Source organism: Pseudomonas sp. 14P_5.3_Bac1 (genome assembly GCF_025466135.1).
Classification (GTDB): Bacteria; Pseudomonadota; Gammaproteobacteria; order Pseudomonadales; family Pseudomonadaceae; genus Aquipseudomonas.
Genome location: NZ_JANLOF010000056.1, coordinates 95,006 through 117,396 on the forward strand (window position 1 = coordinate 95,006; position 22,391 = coordinate 117,396).

The window sequence follows — 22,391 nt, forward strand, 5'->3', positions numbered from 1 at the left end:
TCCCGCAGGCTCGCGCCCCGGTTTACTTCAGGCCTTGCCCGGAAAACATCAAAACTTTGTCACCGGCATATTGAACGCTGATAAAGCTGTTTTTATCGCCCCAGGTGCAACTGGACATGCCCAGTGCGCCAGAACAATCGGTCGGTTTGCCCAGCAGCGACTCCACCTCAGCCTTGGCCATGCCAGCCGACAACTTCGCGTAATTTTCTTGGTTGACCTTGCTGCAAGCGGCCAATAGCACGCAAAAAGCCAGCAGGGCGAGACGGCGTAACGACATGGAAAAACTCCTGGAGGGACGAAGCAGCTTGGGTATCTGCCAGAAGCTTAGAAGGGAAAAGAGGTGTCTGGTTCCCGATGAGCAAAAACAAAAAAGCCCCGAAAACGCTGAAACGTTTCGGGGCTTTTTCAACAGTGAACAGCCTCACAACATCGCGGATAAGTTATCGCCGCGTCTTACTTCTTGTGGTAGCCGGTCACACGCTCAACTTCTTCTTTGGAACCCAGGAATACCGCCACGCGCTGGTGCAGGCCTTCGGGCTGGATGTCGAGGATGCGCTGGTGGCCGTCGGTGGACGCGCCGCCCGCTTGCTCAACCAGGAAGGACATCGGGTTGGCTTCGTACATCAAACGCAGCTTGCCAGGCTTGGACGGCTCGCGGCTGTCACGCGGGTACATGAACAAGCCACCACGGGTCAGGATACGGTGCACGTCAGCTACCATCGCGGCGACCCAGCGCATGTTGAAGTTCTTCTTCAACGGGCCTTCTTCACCTGCCATCAACTCGCCGACGTAGCGAGTCACCGGCTCTTCCCAGTGGCGCTGGTTGGACATGTTGATCGCAAATTCCTGGGTAGAGGCAGGAATAGTGATGTCTTCGTGAGTCAGCACGAAGCTGCCCATTTCACGGTCCAGGGTAAAGCCTTTGACGCCGTCGCCCAGGGTCAGCACCAGCATGGTCTGTGGGCCGTAGATCGCGTAGCCGGCAGCCACTTGCTCAGTGCCTGGCTGCAGGAAGGCCTTTTCGTTCAGGGCTTCGTTCTGGCTCAGGTATTCGTTCGGGCAACGCAGTACCGAGAAGATGGTGCCGACCGGTGCGTTGATGTCGATGTTGGACGAACCGTCCAGTGGGTCGAACACCAGCAGGTAGGCGCCTTTCGGGTATTTGCCCGGGATCTGGTAGGCATTGTCCATTTCTTCGGACGCCATGCCGGCCAGGTGACCACCCCATTCGTTGGCTTCGAGCAGGATCTCGTTGGAGATCACGTCGAGCTTCTTCTGCACTTCGCCTTGGACGTTTTCAGTGCCCATGCTGCCCAGAACACCACCCAGTGCGCCTTTGGACACGGCGTGGCTGATTTCCTTGCAAGCACGCGCCACCACTTCGATAAGGAAGCGCAGATCGGCAGGCGTGTTGTTGCTGCGGGTCTGCTCGATCAAATAGCGACTCAGGGTAACGCGGGACATGTAAGGCTCCGGAGAATGGGGGGCTTAAAAACCCGCGCAGTTTAACGCGAGTCGAGGGTTATTTCCTCTAATCAGAGGATTTAACGCCAATAGAGTTCACGGTTTGGCCGCAGGCGCACGCAACAAACTGTAGGCCATCGCCCCCAGCGCCGCCACACCCAACAGGAGCACGGCCCACAGGCCGAGTTTCTTCCAGTCGGTGCCCACTTCGGGCAATGCGGCAACGCTGGCGCTTTTAACCACAGCGTCACCGCTGACCCTGGCCTGGCCCAGCGTCTTGAGGCGCTCGGCGCTGTAGTCGGGAATCAAGGTCGACAAGGGCAGGTTTGCCGCCTTGACCGCACCATTGCCCAACGCCAGGGTAAACGGCGGCTCACCCCGCGCCAGGAACACCAACTGCGTGGCGCGCACGGCAAAACGCAGGGCTGGCGCCTCAACGCCCAGGCCGCCGCCGCGCTCATCCACCTGCAATTTAAGCTCGCCGACAGCCACTCCCGGCAGTTGCAACTCATCCTGCACCACGTCCTGGCCATTCTGGGTCAAGCGGTACAACACGCCATTGCTCAGCGGCTGCCAGGCTTGATTGGCGTCACGGCGCCCCGCCAAGGTGACGGGCGCCAGCGTGTTCGGCTGCTTGAGCTCGATGCGCAGACGCTCGACATGCAGCCCCGTCGGCAACTGCCAGCTGTATTCCCCCGCCTTGAGCCGCGCGCCCGACAATGGCTGCGACCACACCAATGGCATCGGCAGGCTGCTGCTGGTGGCGCTCACCAGCTTGGCCGAGGTCAGCGTCGGCGCGACCTGGCCCTGCCACACCAGGCGCAGGTAACGCGCCGGTTGCCCCGGCAAACTCACCTCGTGTTGCTCGACACGCTCGTCGGCAAACGACAGACGTGCCACCTGGCCATCGCCCCACGACTCCCAGTGCTGCAAGTCGTCGCTGGCCTCAATGCTGAAACGCTGGAAGCCGTCCTGTTCGCGGCTCCAGTCCAGGCTCAGTTGCTGCAACGGCGCCTTGATCGCACTGGCGTCCAGCACCCAGCCGCGCAGCACTTGCTTGCCCGACTTGGACGGGCGCACTTCGAGCAGCGTGCCTTCGGCCGTGGATTTCATCACCACATCCGGCACGCTTTCGCGCGTGTCGGCGGCGTACAGCGGAAACCACTTCACGTCGGTCACAGTGCGGCTTTCGGTGCGTTGCGCAGATTGGCGTGACAGCGCGTAGGCCTGAGGCTCACCGGCGGCATTGAACACGCGCACATCGCCGAGATCCGCCTGACGCGCGCTCAGTTGCACAGACAGCGGCAACTCCAGGCGATACCAAGGGCCGTTGCCACTCACCGCCAGCGGCACTTGCGTGGTGAAGTCGGCAGGCGTTTCCTGCGCCCACACCGACGACGTCATACACACGCCCACCGCGATCACGCTCAACTTACCGATCAAGAGGATGCTCCTTCAGTTTCCAACACAGGTTCGGCACGCTTGGGCGGCAGCGGCGCAAAGTAACCCACCACCAGCAGCAACCCACCCACGCCGATAAACGACACGATCCGCGCCAGCCCGCCACGGTTGCTCAGCTCGACGAAGAACAGCTTGGCGACCACCACCGCAATCAGCGCCGCGCCGATCAACCACACTTCACGACGATGGCGCAGATGGCCGCCGATCATCAGCCCGAGGGCGATCAGGGTCCAGACAATCGACAGGCCGGCCTGAACCAGCATCGACTCCAGCAACGCCTCCGGATGGAACGGCACGCCTGCCCAATGGTGGGCAGCGCGCATCACCAGGGCCGTGAAAAAGGCAAACAGCGAAACCCCCGCGACACCTTGGGCGATCAGCTCGGCACGTGGACCGCGCTGCGGCGCTACGCTGCGCGACCACAGGTAAATACCCAGCAACGCGAACAGCAGGCCCAGGTCCAGTGGGCTGAGCAGCGGCACATACGGCAGCGGTTTGGCCGTGCCGTCGCTGAAGATATTGGCCAACCAGAACCAGCCGAGCATCAACACCGCCAGCGGCAGCGCGGCGAGCACACGGTATTCACGCGGATGCGCCGACACCGGCCATGGCCAGCGGCGTGGCGCAGCCGCCAACACGAGGTACAGACTTGGCAGGATCGCCCAACCCAGCCAGCGCCAGGCGTTGTATTCGCTCGACAGCAGCAACAGGCCGTAACGCAGCTCCAGCGCCAGCACGCCGATCAGCATCCAGCAGCCGAGTACGTGAGCGATGCTCAGCACGTTGCTCGGCACCACCGCCGCCAAACGCCGTAGCGCGATGAAGTGCACAACGAACACCGCCAACCAGGCCAGCCAGCCGTACTGCGCTGCCGGGTGGTAATAATCATCGGCTGAGGCCAGCAACACCACGCCCGCCGCCGGCATCAGCAAGGCGCATAACATGCCCAGCGACGCCCAGCGCAAACGTTCGGCCAGCAGCGCCCAGATCGCCACGCTCACCGCCGCGATGCCGAGCAAAAATGGCCCTTGCAGCGCCTGCGGGATAAACCGCAACACTTCACCGATCAGCGCCAGCGTCCACCAGGCCGCGCCCCACACCAGCAGCAGATCAGACAGGCGTTGCAGTTTCAACACGGCAAACACCGGCGCATGCGGCTCACGCTGCAAGCGCCAGGCGCCGACCAAGGCAGCCAGGCCCAACACCATTGGCGTCCAGAAACCGCTGTGCGCCAAGGGGTGCAAGCCTTCGCTGCTCAACGGCCCAAGCAGCTGTGGCACCGCCAACAGGAACGAAGCGCCGCCGATCAGTTGCAGCAGCAACCCAAACACAAAACTCACGCGTTGTTGCAGGTACAGGCTCAACCAGATGATCAGCAAACCGCTGGCTGCCCAGACGCCGCTGGCGCTTTCCCACGGCAGCACGAACAGCACCGCGAGGTTGATCAGGACCAGACCGGCTAGCAGCACCACCGACAGACCGCGCAGCAGGCCTATGTCGCTGCGCACCTTGTCGTCGCGCACGGCCAGCAGCATGCCGCCGACCAACGCCAGGCCGATCAGCGAGGCGGTCAGCAAACCGCTCCAGCCCGCACTGAATACCGCCGCCCCTTTACCGCCCTGCAAGCGCAACAGGAACAACGCGCCACCGAGCAATTGCACGCCAAACGCGGTGAACAGGAAGGTGCGCGAGCCGATGCGCAGGCCGACAAACAACGTCACAAGACCCGCGATTGCCCAACTGATGGCGGTGCCTTGGGTCAGCAGCAGCAACGGTGCAAGCAGGTACAAAAAGCTCAGGCCCAGGCTCGCCAGCACGGGCAGGCCTTTGCGCTCCCAATCCGCCGCCTGCTCGGTCGACGCCTTGCGCAACTGATTAAAGCTGAACAACAGCGCCGCACCCAGCAACAGCGCGCCCAATGGCGCACCGTCGAGCAAGGTCAGTTCGCCTACGCGCAGTTCGCTGAGGAACGCCAGCGCCGAGCCCAATTGCAGCAACAGGCCGAACGCGCGCGCCAGTGGCCGCTGCTGACGCAAGCCGAGCCAGAAAATCCCCGCGCCCTCCACCGCCCACGCCGCAGCCGTCCAGCGTGCGTCGAGGCCCAGCGGAATCGCCAAACTGGCAAAGATCACGCCCAACGCCAGGCAGGTTTCCGCCAGCAACAACGCCCGCCCGCTACGCAGCCATTGCGCCAGCCCCATGTAGAGGATGCCAAGGCCCAGCGCACTAAATGCGGCGGCAAATTCCAGGTGCTGCACCAGCGCGAACTGCAAACCAAAGCCCACCAACGGCGGGCCGAACAGCATGCTGCCATCGACGTAATCACCCTTGGCCGCCGACCAGCGCAGCAGCGCACCCCGACTGTCGTCTTCGGGTGCGTCGCTCATCTCAAGCAGTTTGCGCCGGGCGAACAACAGGCCGATGGCCAGATACATCAGGAAAAACAGGATCAGGAACGGCTCGGTGCTCCACAGCAGCTCCGGTGTGTAGGAACGCATGCCCCAGGCGAAACCAATGCCGAAAGTACCCACGAACCCGATTAGGTTGAGCAAGCGCCAGGCCTTGAACCAGGCGATGGCCAGGATGCCGGCGTTGAGCAATGCGAAGTAGCTGAACAACGCCACGTGATTGCCGGCGCCGGTTGACGTGAGAATCGGCGCGGCAAAGCCACCCAACGCCGCTGCGCACGCGAGGCCAAGGGCATCCTGGGTGATCGCCAGGATTGCCGAGAACACCGTGACCGCCACCAGCAGGCCCAGCGCGGCGCCCGGATCGATCAACGGGTGCAAGCGCATTGCGGCGAACACCGTCAGGTACAACACGGCGATGCCGGTGCCTTGCAGCATCAGGCCGTAATTGCTGTTACGCAGCCGCAACCACCACCCCAGGCCCAACAGGCCGATGGCGGCAGCGGCAACCCCGGCGTAACGCAACTCGATCGGCACCACTACGCCTTCGGTGGCATAGCGCAGCAAAAACGCCAGGCCCAGGAACAACAGCACCACGCCGACGCGCAGCACGGTATTACCGCCAAACAGCCAATTGCGTGCGCCACTGATGGCGCGCTCGATCAGGTTGGGGCCGCGGGCAATAGCAGGCTCTTTAGGTTCTGGCGTCGGCGCTGGGGCCCAGACGTGATCCGGCAGCGGCTGGCTCGCCTCGGCAACCACGGCGACAGGCGCCAGTTCGGCGGGCAGCTCCCAAACAAGTTGGGGCGTCTCGGCGACAGGGATGGGTTCAGGGGTGGGGGGCTCGACCATGACGCTGTTCGTCGGCGCGGGCACCTCCAGTTGCCGCAGGCGCTCACCCAGCGCAATCAGCGCCTTTTGCGTGGTTTCCAACTGACGCGCCTGCTGGTCCGCTTGCGCCGACAGCTTCGCCAGGCGGATGGCCTGGCCAATGCCCAAGCCCAGCAGCGCACCGATACCCGCATCACTGAACGACTCATCAAGTGTCCAGCCGAGCACCAGGCCAATCAGCATGAAAATCCATTGCATGGTTGATATCCCTAAGCAGCCCGAGGCGGGCAAACCGGGGCCTAGTATATCGACGCGGGGCCAATGTGGGAGGGGGCTTGCCCCCGATAGCGGTGTGCCAGTCGACATATCTGCAAACTGGCAATTCGCTATCGGGGGCAAGCCCCCTCCCACATTTTGTATTGCGGTGGTTAGTCGAGCGCTTTCCAGATTTCGGTCGCGTACTCCCTGATCGTGCGATCCGAAGAGAACCAACCCATGCGCGCCGTATTCAGCACAGCCGAGCGCCACCACGCTTTGGAGTCATGCCAATGCGCTTCGACCCGCGCCTGGGCGTCCCAGTAGGAATCGAAGTCGGCACACACCAGGAAGCGGTCGTAGTCGATCAGCCCGTCGATCAGGCCCACATAGCGGCCGGGATCATCCGGCGAGAACACCCCGCCCCGAATCGCTTGCAACACGTCGTTGAGACGATGGGAGGCAGCAATTTCCGGCCCGGCGTTGAATTCGCCAGCGTGCTTGCGGGCTTCGACCTGCTGAGCACTGAGGCCGAAAATGAACATGTGATCGGCGCCTACGCGCTCGTGCATCTCCACGTTGGCGCCGTCCATGGTGCCGATGGTCAGCGCGCCGTTGAGGCCGAACTTCATGTTGCTGGTGCCCGAGGCTTCAAAGCCGGCCGTGGAGATCTGCTCCGACAAATCCGCCGCCGGAATGATGCTTTCCGCCAGGCTGACGTTGTAGTTGGGCAGGAACACCACCTTGAGCAAACCGCGCACGGTCGGGTCGTTGTTCACGGTACGGGCGATGTCGTTGGTCAACTTGATGATCAACTTGGCCTGGTGGTAACTCGCCGCTGCCTTGCCGGCGAAGATCTTCACCCGTGGCACCCAGTCGGTGCCCGGCTCGGCGCGGATCGCCTGGTACAACGCCACGGTGTGCAGCAGGTTGAGCAGCTGGCGTTTGTACTCGTGGATGCGTTTGACCTGCACGTCGAACATCGCCGCCGGGTTCACTGAAATACCCAGGCGCTCATGGATGATCTCGGCCAGTGCACGCTTGCTGTGCAGGCGCTGATCGGCAAAGGCTTTGCGGAAGGATTGCTTCTCGGCGAAGGTTTCCAGCTCCGTCAGGCGCGTTTCCATGGTGTCGAGAATGTCCGGGCCCAGCGCGTCCACCAGCATATCGGTGAGCTTGGGGTTGGCCTGGTACAGCCAGCGGCGGAAGGTAATGCCGTTGGTTTTATTGTTGATGCGCTCCGGATACAGCTTGTGCAGCTCGGAGAACACCGTGCTGCGCATCAGCTGGGTGTGCAGGCCAGACACGCCGTTGACGCTGTGGGAGCCGAGGAACGCCAGGTTACCCATGCGCACGCGGCGGCCGTTGTCTTCTTCTATCAGCGACACGGCGCGCAGCACGTCGAAGTCGTGAATGCCCTTGGCCCGCAGCGAGTCGATGTGCTGGGCGTTGATCAGGTAGATGATCTGCATGTGCCGCGGCAGCATGCGTTCCATCAAACCTACAGGCCAGGTTTCCAGCGCTTCGGGCAGCAAGGTGTGGTTGGTGTAGGAAAGGGTTTCAACCGTCACGTCCCACGCCGCTTCCCACGGAATGTCATGCAGGTCGACCAGTTGGCGCATCAGCTCGGCGACGGCAATCGAGGGGTGCGTGTCGTTGAGCTGGATGGCGGCGTGTTCGCCCAGGCTCAATACCGAGCCGTGCATGTTTTTGTGGCGGCGCAGCAGATCCTGCAGCGAGGCAGAGACGAAGAAGTATTCCTGGCGCAGACGCAGTTCCTGCCCTGCTTCGGTGCTGTCGGCCGGGTAAAGCACACGGGAGATGCTTTCGGCACGGGCGACTTCGGCGACGGCGCCCAAGTGGTCACCCGCGTTGAAACGCTCCAGGTGCAAGTCTTCCACGGCGCGTGCACGCCACAGGCGCAGGGTGTTGACGCTGGCGCCGCGCCAGCCGACGACGGGGGTGTCATAAGCCACCGCGCGCACGGTTTCATTCGGCGACCACACTTGGATCATCTTGCCGGAAGCGTCCGCCAGGGTTTCGACGCTGCCGCCAAAGCCGATGGGGTAAATCACCTCGGCCCGTTCGAATTCCCACGGGTTGCCAAAGTCCAGCCAACGCTCGGTCTGTTCCTGTTGCCAGCCATCGACGATCGCCTGGCGAAACAAACCGTGCTCGTAACGAATGCCATAACCGTGGCCGGCAATGCCCAAGGTCGACATGCTTTCCATAAAGCAGGCGGCCAGGCGGCCCAGGCCACCGTTGCCAAGCGCCGCGTCGGGCTCCAGCAGGCGGATGCGCTCCAGGTCCACACCGAGTTCGGACAGCGCTTCGCGCGCGATCTCCAGCACGCCGAGGTTGCTCAGGCTGTCGTAGAGCAAACGGCCGATAAGAAATTCCAGGGAAAGGTAATAAACCCGCTTCTGGCCTTTGCGGTAAATGCGCCGCGTGTGGTCCATCCAGTGATCGACCATCTGGTCGCGGGCGGCCAGGGCAATGGCTTCGAACCAGTCGTGGTCGAAAGCGTGGTCGGGGTCCTTGCCCACCGCGTAGGTGAGTTTGGTCAAGACAGCATCGCGGAATGCGGCTACCTCTGCTTCTCGTGCAAGCGGTTCCTGAGACATCGGTGCGACCTCGGGCGAGATTGAAGGAGTTGCTAGAGCCTAGTCGGTCTGACAGACGGTAGACGCTCTGGTTCGGCAGTATTTTTACTCATTCACCTTTGCGGGAAATTGATGCAGGGGTCGTGCCCAATCGGTGCTTGAGCAGCCTTCGGGCTGAAAACCACAAAATATTGTTCAAAAAACCATCAATCCCGGTATGATCGCGCGCCCGGATACAGCCCCACCTTGGAACCCTGATGAAGTCTCAACTGATCGCCGCCGCGGAACTCGACCGTCTCGAGACCTGGCAGAAATATTCCGCCCACATGTGCGGTGGCTGCGTGTCCAGCTGCTGCACGCTGCCGGTTGAGGTGAAGATCAAGGACCTTATCCGCATTGGCATCGTCGATGAATTCGAGCGCGGCGACCCGCCCAAGAACATCGCCAAGCGCTTGCAGAAAGAAGGCATCGTCGAGCGTTTCAATTCCAAATCCGAGATTTTTACCCTGCAGCGCATGAGCAACAACGATTGCCTGTACCTGGATCGTAAGACGCGCTTCTGCACTATTTATGACAAGCGCCCGGATACGTGCCGCAACCACCCCAAAATCGGGCCGCGGCCGGGGTACTGCGCGTATAAGCCCAAGGAAGTGGTGCGCGAGACCAAGTTCAAGACGCTCGATAAGTTCTGATCCGGGTTTTTGTGGGGGTTTCTAAGGCCCCATCGGGGGCAAGCCCCCTCCCACATTGGAACGCATTTCAAAGGTGGGAGGGGGCTTGCCCCCGATAGGGCCGGTACAGCCACCACAAAAATTGCAGGCACAAAAAAACGCCCCCGGCCTTTCGACCGGGGGCGTTTTTCATTCAGCCTGAGTTAACTCAGTTCTTGGCTTTCTTGGCAGCGCGGGTACGCTCGCCTTCGTCCAGGATCTTCTTACGCAGGCGGATCGACTTAGGCGTGACTTCGCACAGCTCGTCGTCCTGGATGAATTCCAGGGCCTGTTCCAGGGTGAAGCGAACAGGTGGAACCAGAGCGATGGTTTCGTCTTTGCCCGAAGCACGCATGTTGTCGAGCTTCTTGCCTTTGGTTGGGTTGACGCCCATGTCGTTGTCACGGCTGTTCAGACCAACGATCTGACCGTTGTAGATCTCTTGACCGTGTTCAACGAACAGCTTGCCACGCGCCTGCAGAGTTTCCAGGGAGTAGGTCAGTGCCTTGCCGGTTTCTACCGATACCAGAACACCGTTCTGACGGCCGGACATGTCGCCGGACTTCATGGTGTCGTAGCGATCGAAGATCGAGGTCAGGATGCCAGCACCGTTGGTCAGGGTCAGGAACTGGTTACGGAAACCGATCAGACCACGAGCAGGGATGTTGTATTCCAGACGCACACGGCCTTTGCCATCCGGCACCATGTTGGTCAGGTCGCCCTTACGCAGGCCCATCTCTTCCATGACCTTGCCCTGGGATTCTTCAGGGGTGTCGATGGTGACGTTTTCGAACGGTTCCTGCTTCACGCCGTCAACTTGACGGATGATCACTTCTGGACGACCAACGCCCATTTCGAAGCCTTCGCGACGCATGGTTTCGATCAGTACCGAGAGGTGCAGCTCACCACGGCCGGAAACCTTGAACTTGTCAGCCGAGTCGCCTTCTTCAACGCGCAGTGCAACGTTGTACAGCAGCTCTTTGTCCAGACGTTCCTTGATGTTACGGGACGTCACGAACTTGCCTTCTTTACCGCAGAAAGGCGAGTCGTTTACCTGGAAGGTCATGGAAACGGTTGGCTCGTCAACGGTCAGAGGCTTCATCGCCTCGACGTTGTCCGGCTGGCACAGGGTGTCGGAGATGAACAGAGAGTCCATACCGCTCACGCACACGATGTCACCGGCAAACGCTTCTTCAACGTCGATACGGTGCAGACCGTGGTGACCCATCAGCTTCAGGATACGGCCGTTGCGTTTCTTGCCGTCGGCGCCGATGGCGACAACCGGGGTGTTCGGCTTGACGCTACCACGAGCGATACGGCCAACACCGATAACACCCAGGAAGCTGTTGTAGTCCAGTGCCGAGATTTGCATCTGGAACGGACCGTCACGGTCAACTTTTGGCGCCGGTACGTTGTCGACGATCGACTGGTACAGCGGGGTCATGTCTTCAGCCATGTCGGTGTGTTCCAGACCGGCAATGCCGTTCAGGGCCGAGGCGTAGACGACTTTGAAGTCCAGCTGTTCTTCGGTAGCACCCAGGTTGTCGAACAGGTCGAAGATCTGGTCCAGAACCCAGTCCGGACGCGCGCCTGGACGGTCAACCTTGTTGATGCACACGATCGGACGCAGGCCGGCTTCAAACGCCTTCTTGGTCACGAAACGGGTTTGCGGCATAGGGCCGTCTTGAGCGTCAACCAGCAGCAGAACGGAGTCAACCATCGACATTACACGTTCAACTTCGCCGCCGAAGTCGGCGTGGCCCGGGGTGTCCACGATGTTGATGTGGTAGCCGTTCCAGTTGATAGCGGTGTTTTTAGCCAGGATGGTAATACCGCGCTCTTTTTCCTGGTCGTTGGAGTCCATCACGCGCTCGTCGTTGAGCTCGTTGCGCTCCAGGGTGCCGGATTGACGCAGGAGTTTGTCTACCAGGGTGGTTTTACCATGGTCAACGTGAGCAATGATGGCGATGTTACGTAGATTTTCGATCACTTGTGTATCTCGATCAGAGGATTCGGTGTGCTGACAGGTCGTGGCAGCGATTAACAGTAGAGTCAGGCCTTGCCGTTACAGCTTGACGGCAGAGTCGGGGGGCCGGTGACGCAGGCCACAGGCAAACAGCCCCGGGCTCTTAGCTCGGTCGATAAACGCGCACATTGGCATGCCCCTCACTGAGCAAATGGTGGGCATGCAGGCGACTCATCACGCCTTTGTCGCAATACAGCAGGTACTGACGGCTGTTATCCAGTTCCTTGAAACGCGCGTTCAATGCGTAGAACGGCAGCGTTTGCACGTCGATGCCAGCGATTTCCAGCGGCTCATCTTCGGCGGCATCCGGATGACGGATGTCGACGACAATCTGGCCGGCCAGGACTTCGCTGACTTCTTCGATTTGCACATCCTGGCCCAGTTCGTCGATGACGCGATCGATCGGGACCATTTTGGCGTTCTCGAGCGCACGCTCCAGAATCGCCATGTCGAACTGTTGTTCTTCGTACTCCACGCGGTTGCGCTTGGCGTGGGTCTTGGGGTTCACCGAGATGACCCCGCAATATTCAGGCATGTGTTTGGCAAACGCCGCCGTGCCGATTTCTTCGGCCTGGTCGATGATGTCCTGCTTGTGACTGGCGATGAGCGGGCGCAGCACCAGCTTCTCGGTCACGCAGTCGATCAGCGACAGGTTCGGCAGCGTCTGGCTGGAGACCTGGGAAATCGCTTCACCGGTCACCAGCGCGTCGATCTGCAGTTGATCGGCAATCCGCGACGCAGCGCGCAACATCATACGCTTCAATACTACGCCCATATGACTGTTATCGACTTTGCCGAGAATTTCGCCCAGCACTTCCTCGAACGGCACGCTTACGAATAGCACGCGTTGGGAGCTGCCGTACTTCTTCCAGATAAAGTGCGCGACTTCCATCACGCCCAATTCGTGTGCACGCCCGCCCAGATTAAAGAAGCAGAAGTGGCTCATCAGGCCGCGGCGCATGATCTGGTAGGCCGCCACCGTGGAATCGAAACCGCCGGACATCAGTACCAGGGTCTGTTCCAGGGCACCCAACGGGTAGCCACCGATGCTGTTGTGCTGGCTGTGGATCACAAACAACCGTTGGTCGCGAATTTCCATGCGCACTTCAATTTGCGGCGCTTTCAGGGAAATTCCGGCAGCGCCGCACTCGCGACGCAGCTTGCTGCCGACGTATTTCTCGACGTCCATGGAGCTGAAGGTGTGCTTGCCGGCGCGCTTGCAGCGCACCGAAAAGATCTTGCCTTCAAGCTCGCTACCGTAGTGCTGTTTGCACTTTTCGGTGATGTCGTCGAAGTCGCCCAGCGGGTACTCATCCACCTGCAGGAAATGCGCGATGCCCGGCATGCAGCTCAGGCGCTCAGTCATGTCCTTCAAGGCTTTGGCGTCGGTGACACGGGTTTCCAGCTCGAGGTTGTCCCACACGCCGTTCACCACCACAGCCGGGTCCAGGTCACGGAGCACGGCACGGATGTTCTTGGCCAACTGACGGATGAAACGCGTCCGTACCGGTCGGCTTTTGATGGTGATCTCGGGGAACACTTTAACGATTAATTTCATGGAAACAGCGCGCGCCGGGCCTGCTGAAAAAGGGGGGCGCGGATTATAGCGGAAATCGCTCAAGGTTTAACCAGTTAATATGCATCAGACACAACGCGCACCAAAACGGGTCATTTGCGCAAATTAACGCTACATTGCAGTGCGTTATTTATTGCGCTTCAGCGGATTGCACCTTTATAGGGGCCATTTTGAGGCAATAAGGCCATGTTGGCGCACTGGCATGCAATTTGCTCTCTTGTGAGGCAGGTTGCCTTGGTCGAGTATTCGCGCCGGCATCACCCACATTCTAAGGGCTAACTCCACTACCCCAGCCCGAAGCCACCCGGAGGACACCATGTCGAAGTCGGTTCAACTCATCAAAGATCATGACGTTAAATGGATTGATCTGCGCTTCACGGACACTAAAGGTACTCAGCACCACGTGACCATGCCGGCTCGCGACGCGCTGGATGATGCTTTCTTCGAAGAAGGCAAAATGTTCGACGGTTCCTCCATTGCTGGCTGGAAAGGCATCGAAGCCTCCGACATGATCCTGATGCCGGACGACAGCACTGCCGTTCTCGACCCGTTCACCGAAGACCCAACCCTGATCATCGTCTGCGACGTGATCGAGCCTTCGACCATGCAAGGCTACGACCGCGACCCACGTGCGATCGCCAAGCGTGCCGAGGAATACCTGAAGTCGACCGGTATCGGCGACACCGTATTCGTAGGCCCAGAGCCAGAATTCTTCATCTTTGATTCGGTCAAGTTCAAGTCCGACATCTCCGGCTCCATGTTCAAGATCTTCTCCGAACAAGGTTCGTGGATGTCCGACCAGGACATCGAAGGCGGCAACAAAGGCCACCGTCCAGGCATCAAAGGTGGCTACTTCCCGGTTCCGCCATTCGACCACGACCACGAAATCCGTACCTCCATGTGCAACGCCATGGAAGAAATGGGCCTGGTCATCGAAGTTCACCACCACGAAGTGGCGACTGCCGGCCAGAACGAAATCGGCGTGAAGTTCAACACCCTGGTTGCCAAGGCTGACGAAGTTCAGACCCTCAAGTATTGCGTACACAACGTGGCTGATGCCTACGGCCGTACCGCTACTTTCATGCCTAAGCCGCTGTACGGCGATAACGGCTCGGGTATGCACGTTCACCTGTCCATCGCTAAAGAAGGCAAGAACACCTTCGCTGGCGAAGGTTATGCCGGCCTGTCCGACACCGCCCTGTACTTCATCGGCGGTATCATCAAGCACGGTAAGGCCCTGAACGGCTTCACCAACCCGTCGACCAACTCCTACAAGCGTCTGGTCCCAGGTTTCGAAGCCCCTGTGATGCTGGCTTACTCGGCGCGTAACCGTTCCGCCTCGATCCGTATTCCTTACGTGTCCAGCCCTCGCGCTCGCCGTATCGAAGCACGCTTCCCGGATCCAGCAGCCAACCCGTACCTGGCCTTCGCTGCCCTGGTCATGGCCGGCCTGGACGGTATCCAGAACAAGATCCACCCAGGCGACGCCGCCGACAAAAACTTGTACGACCTGCCGCCTGAAGAGGCCAAAGAGATCCCACAAGTGTGCGGCAGCCTGAAAGAAGCCCTGGAAGAGCTGGACAAGGGCCGTGCGTTCCTGACCAAAGGCGGCGTATTCAGCGACGACTTCATCGATGCCTACATCGAGCTGAAAAGCGAAGAAGAAATCAAAGTACGCACCTTCGTACACCCACTGGAATACGAGCTGTACTACAGCTGCTGATCCGGTAGCGCCGCTTAAAGCGGCGTGACAAAAAAGGCCTCCTTCGGGAGGCCTTTTTTTATGCCTGAAAATATCGAAGCTACCCGCGCGGCGCGGGAGAAGGCCGCCGTGGGTACCCGTCAAAGCCATCGTGTTTCTGGCGGCGTTGCGGCACCTGCCACGCCCACCTCTTACATCACACAGGCAGATAACTGCGCAGACTCGCCGCCTCGCCCGACATCCATCCCGACCTAACGCACGTAGCCTGAGGCACTACTCTGCTCAACGGATCAAATCATGTACAACCGCTCGCTCGCGCTCATCGCCTGCCTGTTTCTGCACGGGTGTGGCACCCCACCCAAAGCCCCTGCGCCGATCGAAAGGCAAATCCTGCTGCAAAGCAACGCATCCTGGGACGGTACGCCTTATACCGGCTACCCCCAAAGCGCCCCGGAGCTGACGCTGTTGAAGCTCAAGATTGCGCCACACACCACCCTCGCCTGGCACACACACCCGATGCCCAATGCGGCTTACATACTCAGCGGCGAACTCACGGTGCAAAGCCGCGACAGCGGGCACGCCCGGGTTTTCAGACAAGGGCAGACACTCGCCGAGATGGTCAACATCGTCCATCGAGGCGTCACAGGGGATACGCCGGTGGAGTTACTGGTGTTTTATGCCGGCAGCCCCGGCATGCCGCTCTCCCACACCGATTGATGCTGGCCTGCGCCACTAACTGCCGGGCGCAGGCGCGCGCAAAAAATCTCAAGCGTGCCGCGCGCCTTCAATAATTACGCGTTATCGTTGGCGACCTTCGAACACGCTCGTGCCTACAGGGGACCGCCTTTGAAACATCGACTCGTACTTGCCTTGCTGTTCGCCAGCGCCACCGCCACTGCCGCGCCGCCGACACTCGAACCGCTGCTCAACAGCATCGCCGAGCGCCTGACCATCGCCGACCAGGTCGCACTGAGCAAATGGGACAGCCACAAAGCCGTGGAAGATCGCCCTCGCGAACAGGCTGTGATCGCCAGCGCGAGAGCCCAGGCCCCCGACTACAAAGTCTCGCCCGAGGCGGCGGAGCAATTTTTCTCCGCGCAGATCGAGGCGAATAAACTGGTGCAATACACCCGACTGTCCGACTGGCAGTTTAAAGGCAAGGCGCCCGATACGCCGCGCCCGGACCTGACCGGCAAGATTCGCCCTCAACTGGACCAACTGCAAAAGCGCATGCTGCAACAATTAGCCGACTTCGGCCCCGAGCGCAGCAACCCGCAGTGCCCGCACTGGGTAGCCCTGGCCGTGCACGAACCGCTTAACGATCCCTTGGTGCAGATCGCAATGACCCGCGCCACGGCCGAGTTGTGCGTCTACACGCCTTGAAGGATAAGGGCCTGCTTCATTGAAGGCCCTTTCCCGCACTTTGGTTAAATCGCGGAAATGTCTGATACATCCCAGGCCATCCGCCCCCTACGATGCAGCGTCCTGCCGCCACTCGCCGATGTCTTTGCGATGAACCTTATCTGTAAGACCCTGTGTTCACTGACGCTCGTGCTCAGCCCGATCGCCGCAGCGCAAAAACCCACACCGTCAACGCCCCTCGACCTTGAGCCCACGGCCTGGACGGTAGAAGCGCCTTACCCGCAAAGCACGATTATCAATGCGCGCATCAATGGCACCGCTGCCCACGACGGCAATTCCAGCATGGCGATCCTGCATGTGGCGTGCTACAGCGCGCCCTTGCGCCCAATGATCTCGCTGCTCACCCACACCGACCAGTTGCATTTCAAACCCGGTATTTATGAAAGCCCGGATGCTCGCTCCACCGGCCCGCTCAGCCTCACCACCGGCGTGCTTCCAGCCCGCACTTATCGCGTAAACGGCTATTACAGCGCCGAGCCCACGCAGCAGCACGGCGTACTGTTCAAACTCACCATGCCTGCCAACCGCCAAGAGCTGCGCGAGTGGATCACCGACGACATGGGTGGCCAGCGCATCAGGATGACCATTCCCTCCGCCATTCCCGGTGATTCGCCACTGAGCGCCGAGTTCATCCTGCCCAAAGACAGCACAGGCTTGCGCGAGGTCATCAAGCCTTGCCTGAACAATCGAAAAAGCACGCCTAAAAAACCTTCCTGAACAAACCCCGCAAAACTGCACTATATTGGTGCGTAGCGCCGCACCCTTCCCACCCCGGCAGCCCATTTTGGTTCGAATCTTCCCGAGTGAGCTGGCAGAACGCCACAGTTTCGCGCCTTAAACCCCTATTTCAGGGCTTTAACGCTTCTTTTCGGAGCCTTGGTTTGGTTTTTGCATTTTCCTTGTATCAGCGTGTGCCTCAAGCCCGCGCCTTGCTCCAAAAGAGGTCCTGATGACCATCAGCGATGCACTGCACCGTTTATTACTCGACAACCTGACCACCGCGACCATTCTGCTCAATGACGACTTGCGTCTTGAGTACATGAACCCGGCGGCGGAGATGCTCCTGGCCATCAGCGGCCAGCGCAGCCATGGGCAGTTCATCAGCGAATTGTTCACCGAGTCGGCCGAAGCCTTGAGCTCGTTGCGCCAGGCGGTGGAGCAGGCACACCCGTTCACCAAGCGCGAAGCGATGCTCACCGCCCTCACCGGCCAGACGCTGACCGTCGACTACGCAGTAACCCCGATCCTGAGCAACGGCGCCACCTTGCTGCTGCTCGAAGTGCACCCGCGCGACCGCCTGCTGCGTATTACTAAAGAAGAAGCGCAGCTGTCCAAGCAGGAAACCAGCAAGATGCTGGTGCGCGGCCTGGCCCATGAGATCAAGAACCCGCTGGGCGGGATTCGCGGCGCCGCGCAATTGCTGGCCCGCGAGCTGCCGGACGAGAACCTCAAGGACTACACCAACGTCATCATCGAAGAAGCCGACCGCCTGCGTAACCTGGTGGACCGCATGCTCGGCTCCAACAAATTGCCGTCGCTGGCGATGACCAACGTGCACGAAGTGCTGGAACGCGTTTGCCAGTTGGTCGAGGCCGAAAGCCAAGGCTGCATCACCCTGGTACGCGACTACGACCCAAGCATTCCGGACGTGTTGATCGACCGCGAACAGATGATCCAGGCCGTGCTCAATATCGTGCGCAACGCCATGCAGGCCATCAGCAGCCAGAACGAGCTGCGCCTGGGTCGCATCAGCCTGCGCACCCGCGCGCTGCGCCAATTCACCATCGGCCATGTGCGCCACCGCCTGGTAACCAAGGTCGAGATCATCGACAACGGCCCGGGCATTCCCGCAGAGCTGCAGGAAACCATCTTCTTCCCCATGGTCAGCGGCCGCCCGGACGGTACCGGGCTGGGCCTGGCCATTACCCAGAACATCATCAGCCAGCACCAGGGTTTGATCGAGTGTGAGAGCCATCCCGGTCACACCACCTTCTCGATCTTTCTGCCTCTGGAACAAGGAGCCCCATCGACATGAGCCGTAGTGAAACTGTCTGGATCGTCGATGACGACCGTTCTATCCGCTGGGTCCTCGAGAAAGCCTTGCAACAGGAAGGCATGACCACCCAGAGCTTCGACAGCGCCGACGGGGTGATGAGCCGCCTGGCGCGCCAGCAGCCGGACGTGATCATCTCCGACATCCGCATGCCCGGCGCCAGTGGCCTGGATTTGCTCGCGCGCATCCGCGAGCAGCACCCGCGCCTGCCGGTGATCATCATGACCGCGCACTCGGACCTGGACAGCGCTGTCGCGTCCTACCAGGGCGGCGCCTTTGAGTACTTGCCCAAGCCGTTCGACGTGGACGAGGCCGTGGCGCTGGTCAAGCGCGCCAACCAGCACGCCCAGGAACAACAGAACCAGGAAGCCCCACCGGCCCTGACCCGCACCCCGGAAATCATCGGCGAAGCGCCGGCGATGCAGGAAGTGTTTCGCGCCATCGGGCGCTTGAGCCACTCCAACATCACCGTGCTGATCAACGGCGAGTCAGGCACCGGTAAAGAGCTTGTGGCTCATGCCTTGCACCGCCACAGCCCGCGGGCGGCTTCGCCGTTCATCGCGCTGAACATGGCGGCGATTCCCAAGGACTTGATGGAGTCCGAGCTGTTCGGCCATGAAAAAGGCGCGTTTACCGGCGCGGCCAACCTGCGTCGCGGCCGCTTTGAACAGGCGGACGGCGGCACGTTGTTTCTGGATGAAATCGGCGACATGCCGGCCGACACCCAAACCCGCTTGCTGCGCGTATTGGCTGACGGTGAGTTCTATCGCGTGGGCGGGCACACGCCGGTCAAGGTCGATGTGCGCATCATCGCGGCAACCCACCAGAACCTCGAAACCCTGGTGCACGCGGGCAAATTCCGTGAGGACTTGTTCCACCGTCTGAACGTGATCCGTATCCACATCCCACGCATGTCGGATCGCCGCGAAGACATTCCGACCCTGGCTCGTCACTTCCTCAGCCGCGCCGCTCAAGAGCTGGCCGTCGAGCCGAAGTTGCTCAAAAGCGAGACCGAGGAGTACCTCAAGAATCTGCCGTGGCCGGGCAACGTGCGGCAGTTGGAGAACACCTGCCGCTGGATCACCGTCATGGCCTCCGGCCGTGAAGTGCATATCAGCGACCTGCCGCCGGAGCTGCTCAGCCTGCCGCAGGACTCGGCACCGGTGACCAACTGGGAACAGGCGCTGCGCCAGTGGGCCGATCAGGCCTTGGCACGCGGCCAGTCGAACCTGCTCGACAGCGCCGTACCGGCGTTCGAACGGATCATGATCGAAACTGCCTTGAAGCACACCGCCGGCCGCCGCCGCGACGCCGCCGTGCTGTTGGGCTGGGGCCGCAATACCTTGACGCGCAAGATCAAGGAGCTGGGGATGAAGGTCGATGGCGGCGATGATGATGAGGGGGATGAGGGCTGATCACAGCCTTCTCATCCACTGAATATCAAATGCGGGAGGGGGCTTGCCCCCGATTGCGGTGTATCAACCACATACTCGCTGGCTGACACACTGCTATCGGGGGCAAGCCCCCTCCCACATTTGAATCTCCTGCACGTTTGGATCTCCACCAGGCTTCAGACCGTGCACCGCTTCAATGCACCATGAACCGGCATCGGGCACGGATTCAACGCCTGAAACCTCAGCGTCGCTGAAAAAATCTTGAACATCGAAAACGCCAAAGCCCCGTATTTCGGGGCTTTGCGCTTTCTGGCAATTTTTTTTGGCACACATTGCAAGTTCTGGCACGCGCCCTGCAATAACCCTTGTACTACCCAGTTTCGGGGACCTTGGTACAGGCAGGCCGAGAATCCCCTCTTTACACCCGGGGTGCTTGATGCGGATCGCGTCGCGCCCCACACCCGTTTCGGGAACCTCGGTACAGGCAGGCCGGGGATTCCCTCTTTAACACCGAAGCCTTTGGCTTCACCCCGTTTTGGGAGCCCTGGTACAGGCAGGCCGGGAACTCCCTTCTTTACACCCGGGGCTTATGTGGCACAGCGCCCGTAGCCCCAGCCCGTTTTGGGAACCTTGGTACAGGCAGGCCGGGGATTCCCTCTTTTATTCCTCGCGCAGATGGATCTGCAACCGCCAACGGCCATCGGCCTTCTCCCCTTTCCACTCCCCGCGCAACGGCCGAGCCGCCACCAGGTTCAGCAGCAGGCCGCCATCGGTTTTGCGGATGCGCCAGTTCACATCCTTGTCATTGACCTTGAGCTGCCCGCTGGCGGCCTTGCCCAGCGCGTCGAACAGCAGCGCCACGGTGCCGTCGATATGTTCGCCGTGCAGCTTGGGTTCGCTGTTGAACCACACCACCAGGCCGTCCGCCGCGGTCTCGACCTGTTGCAGTTCGACCGGGTCCGGCGTTGTGAGGCGGCCAATCATCAGGCCGATCATCAAACCGACAATCGCCAATGAGCCCAAAACCCTGGGCAATAGCTTCGGTCTTGGGTCGTCTTCGGGGGTAGAATGCAGCGCATCTTTGCCTTCGGAGCCGTGCATGTTTCACGTCATCCTTTTTCAACCAGAAATTCCGCCGAATACCGGCAACGTTATCAGGCTGTGCGCCAACAGTGGCTGCCACCTGCATTTGATCGAGCCTCTGGGCTTCGACATGGACGACAAGCGCCTGCGCCGCGCCGGGCTGGACTACCACGAGTACGCCACGCTCAAGCGCCATGCGGACCTGGCCAGCTGCCTGGAAAGCCTGGGCCACCCGCGGCTGTTCGCGTTCACCACCAAAGGTTCGCGGCCGTTTCATGACGCCAGCTTTGCCGAAGGCGACGCCTTCCTGTTCGGCCCGGAAAGCCGTGGCCTGCCGGCCGAGGTGCTCGACGCCCTGCCCGACGGCCATCGCCTGCGCTTGCCGATGCGTGAGGGCTGCCGCAGCTTGAACCTGTCCAACACCGTGGCCGTCGCCGTCTACGAAGGCTGGCGCCAGCTCGGTTTCAAGTAATACACATAGCAAATGTGGGAGGGAGCTTGTATGGGAGCTGGGCTTGCCCGCGATGCAGGCACCTCGGTGTATCAGTGATACCCAGGTGACGCTATCGCAGGCAAGCCAGCTCCCACACAAGCCCCCTCCCACATTGGTTAGTGCGTCGGGCCCATTACTGAACGGTCGACGAACCTTCTGTTTGCATGCGCTGCAGCTCTTGCGCGTACAGGGCATCGAAGTTCACCGGAGCCAGCATCAGCGCCGGGAACGAGCCACGGGTGACCAGGCTGTCCAGGGTCTCACGGGCATACGGGAACAAGATGTTCGGGCAGAACGCGCCCAGGGTGTGGCTCATCGAAGCCTCGTCCAGGCCCTGGATCAGGAAGATGCCGGCCTGTTGCACTTCAGCGATGAAGGCCACTTCTTCGCCGTTCTTGACGGTGACCGACAGGGTCAGCACGACTTCATGGAAGTCGCCTTCGAGTGCCTTTTGACGGGTGTTCAGGTCCAGCGCAACGCTTGGGGTCCATTCCTGGCGGAAGATTGCCGGGCTTTTCGGCGCTTCGAACGACAGGTCACGCACGTAGATCCGCTGCAGCGAGAATTGTGGGCCTTGGTCTTGCGCTGCTTCGGTGTTCTGTTGGTCAGTCATCGCAGATCCTTCTTGATCTTGGGGTCTTTTAGGGGTTAGGAGTCAGACGAGCAGCAGCGCATCAAGCTTACCGGCGCGCTCCAGGGCGAACAGGTCATCGCAACCACCGATATGCTTGTCGCCGATCCAGATCTGCGGCACGGACGTGCGTCCCGCTTTCTTGGTCATCTCGGCGCGCACCTGGGGCTTGCCATCGACCTTGATCTCTTCGAAGGCAACGCCCTTTTTCTCCAGCAAAGCCTTGGCTCGCATGCAGTAAGGGCAATAATCGCTGGAATAAACGACAACCTGGCTCAT

Annotated in this window: 18 protein-coding genes; 8 read left to right on the forward strand and 10 right to left on the reverse strand. The window is 60.6% G+C overall.

Going from position 1 to position 22,391, the window contains the following annotated elements; translation table 11 throughout:
* Positions 1-22 precede the first annotated feature (22 nt).
* The 5 genes from NTD89_RS12825 to NTD89_RS12845 all read right to left on the reverse strand — a co-directional run bounded on the left by NTD89_RS12825 (position 23) and on the right by NTD89_RS12845 (position 9,043).
* Positions 23-277 carry a hypothetical protein gene (locus NTD89_RS12825; RefSeq protein ID WP_017849914.1) on the reverse strand — a complete coding sequence of 85 codons (255 nt, stop codon included), beginning with the start codon at positions 275-277 and terminating at the stop codon, positions 23-25.
* A gap of 176 nt (positions 278-453) precedes the next feature.
* Positions 454-1,464, reverse strand: coding sequence for a class 1 fructose-bisphosphatase (locus NTD89_RS12830; RefSeq protein WP_053253909.1), 1,011 nt, complete (start codon positions 1,462-1,464; stop codon positions 454-456).
* Between the two features lie 96 nt (positions 1,465-1,560).
* A complete protein-coding gene (locus NTD89_RS12835; RefSeq protein ID WP_262208250.1) occupies positions 1,561-2,904 on the reverse strand; it encodes a DUF3999 domain-containing protein in 1,344 nt (447 codons plus the stop codon).
* Positions 2,904-6,422 carry a DUF2339 domain-containing protein gene (locus NTD89_RS12840; protein ID WP_262208046.1) on the reverse strand — a complete coding sequence of 1,173 codons (3,519 nt, stop codon included), beginning with the start codon at positions 6,420-6,422 and terminating at the stop codon, positions 2,904-2,906. Before NTD89_RS12840 ends, NTD89_RS12835 begins: the two co-directional genes overlap by 1 nt.
* 170 nt (positions 6,423-6,592) lie before the next feature.
* A complete protein-coding gene (locus NTD89_RS12845) occupies positions 6,593-9,043 on the reverse strand; it encodes a glycogen/starch/alpha-glucan phosphorylase (RefSeq protein WP_262208047.1) in 2,451 nt (816 codons plus the stop codon).
* 236 nt (positions 9,044-9,279) lie between these two features.
* On the opposite strand from NTD89_RS12845, the gene NTD89_RS12850 reads away from it, so the two are divergent.
* A complete protein-coding gene (locus NTD89_RS12850; RefSeq protein WP_262208048.1) occupies positions 9,280-9,714 on the forward strand; it encodes a YkgJ family cysteine cluster protein in 435 nt (144 codons plus the stop codon).
* 187 nt (positions 9,715-9,901) lie between these two features.
* On the opposite strand, the gene typA is transcribed toward NTD89_RS12850, so the two are convergent.
* On the reverse strand, positions 9,902-11,722 hold the full coding sequence (typA, locus tag NTD89_RS12855; RefSeq protein WP_032890153.1) for a translational GTPase TypA: 1,821 nt from the start codon (positions 11,720-11,722) through the stop codon (positions 9,902-9,904).
* A gap of 139 nt (positions 11,723-11,861) precedes the next feature.
* Positions 11,862-13,316, reverse strand: a complete 1,455-nt coding sequence (gene thiI / locus NTD89_RS12860; RefSeq protein ID WP_106577484.1) for a tRNA uracil 4-sulfurtransferase ThiI — start codon at positions 13,314-13,316, stop codon at positions 11,862-11,864.
* Between the two features lie 334 nt (positions 13,317-13,650).
* Here thiI and glnA point away from each other — a divergent pair, with 334 nt between their 5' ends.
* From glnA to ntrC, 6 genes are all read left to right on the forward strand, one after another.
* Positions 13,651-15,057: a glutamate--ammonia ligase gene (glnA, locus tag NTD89_RS12865; RefSeq protein WP_034117297.1), complete on the forward strand. Its 1,407-nt coding sequence runs from the start codon at positions 13,651-13,653 to the stop codon at positions 15,055-15,057.
* 276 nt (positions 15,058-15,333) lie between these two features.
* Positions 15,334-15,753, forward strand: a complete 420-nt coding sequence (locus NTD89_RS12870) for a cupin domain-containing protein (protein ID WP_262208050.1) — start codon at positions 15,334-15,336, stop codon at positions 15,751-15,753.
* 129 nt (positions 15,754-15,882) lie between these two features.
* On the forward strand, positions 15,883-16,419 hold the full coding sequence (locus tag NTD89_RS12875) for a chorismate mutase (protein ID WP_145159903.1): 537 nt from the start codon (positions 15,883-15,885) through the stop codon (positions 16,417-16,419).
* Between the two features lie 129 nt (positions 16,420-16,548).
* Positions 16,549-17,175, forward strand: a complete 627-nt coding sequence (locus NTD89_RS12880) for a hypothetical protein (RefSeq protein ID WP_262208052.1) — start codon at positions 16,549-16,551, stop codon at positions 17,173-17,175.
* Positions 17,176-17,407: 232 nt separating this feature from the next.
* On the forward strand, positions 17,408-18,493 hold the full coding sequence (gene glnL / locus NTD89_RS12885; protein ID WP_016979130.1) for a nitrogen regulation protein NR(II): 1,086 nt from the start codon (positions 17,408-17,410) through the stop codon (positions 18,491-18,493).
* Positions 18,490-19,926: a nitrogen regulation protein NR(I) gene (gene ntrC, locus NTD89_RS12890; RefSeq protein ID WP_003218003.1), complete on the forward strand. Its 1,437-nt coding sequence runs from the start codon at positions 18,490-18,492 to the stop codon at positions 19,924-19,926. The genes glnL and ntrC overlap by 4 nt, the downstream gene beginning before the upstream one ends.
* A 639-nt stretch (positions 19,927-20,565) precedes the next feature.
* On the opposite strand, the gene NTD89_RS12895 is transcribed toward ntrC, so the two are convergent.
* Positions 20,566-21,006, reverse strand: coding sequence for a hypothetical protein (locus NTD89_RS12895; protein WP_262208053.1), 441 nt, complete (start codon positions 21,004-21,006; stop codon positions 20,566-20,568).
* Here NTD89_RS12895 and NTD89_RS12900 point away from each other — a divergent pair.
* Positions 21,005-21,460: a tRNA (cytidine(34)-2'-O)-methyltransferase gene (locus NTD89_RS12900; protein ID WP_003171120.1), complete on the forward strand. Its 456-nt coding sequence runs from the start codon at positions 21,005-21,007 to the stop codon at positions 21,458-21,460. The two genes, NTD89_RS12895 and NTD89_RS12900, sit on opposite strands and share 2 nt — an antisense overlap.
* 154 nt (positions 21,461-21,614) lie before the next feature.
* Here the strand turns inward: NTD89_RS12900 and secB are convergent, their stop codons facing one another.
* Both secB and grxC read right to left on the reverse strand, forming a co-directional pair.
* Positions 21,615-22,094, reverse strand: coding sequence for a protein-export chaperone SecB (gene secB / locus NTD89_RS12905; RefSeq protein WP_106577478.1), 480 nt, complete (start codon positions 22,092-22,094; stop codon positions 21,615-21,617).
* Between the two features lie 42 nt (positions 22,095-22,136).
* Entirely contained in the window at positions 22,137-22,391 is a 255-nt protein-coding gene (grxC, locus tag NTD89_RS12910) for a glutaredoxin 3 (RefSeq protein WP_106577477.1), read from the reverse strand.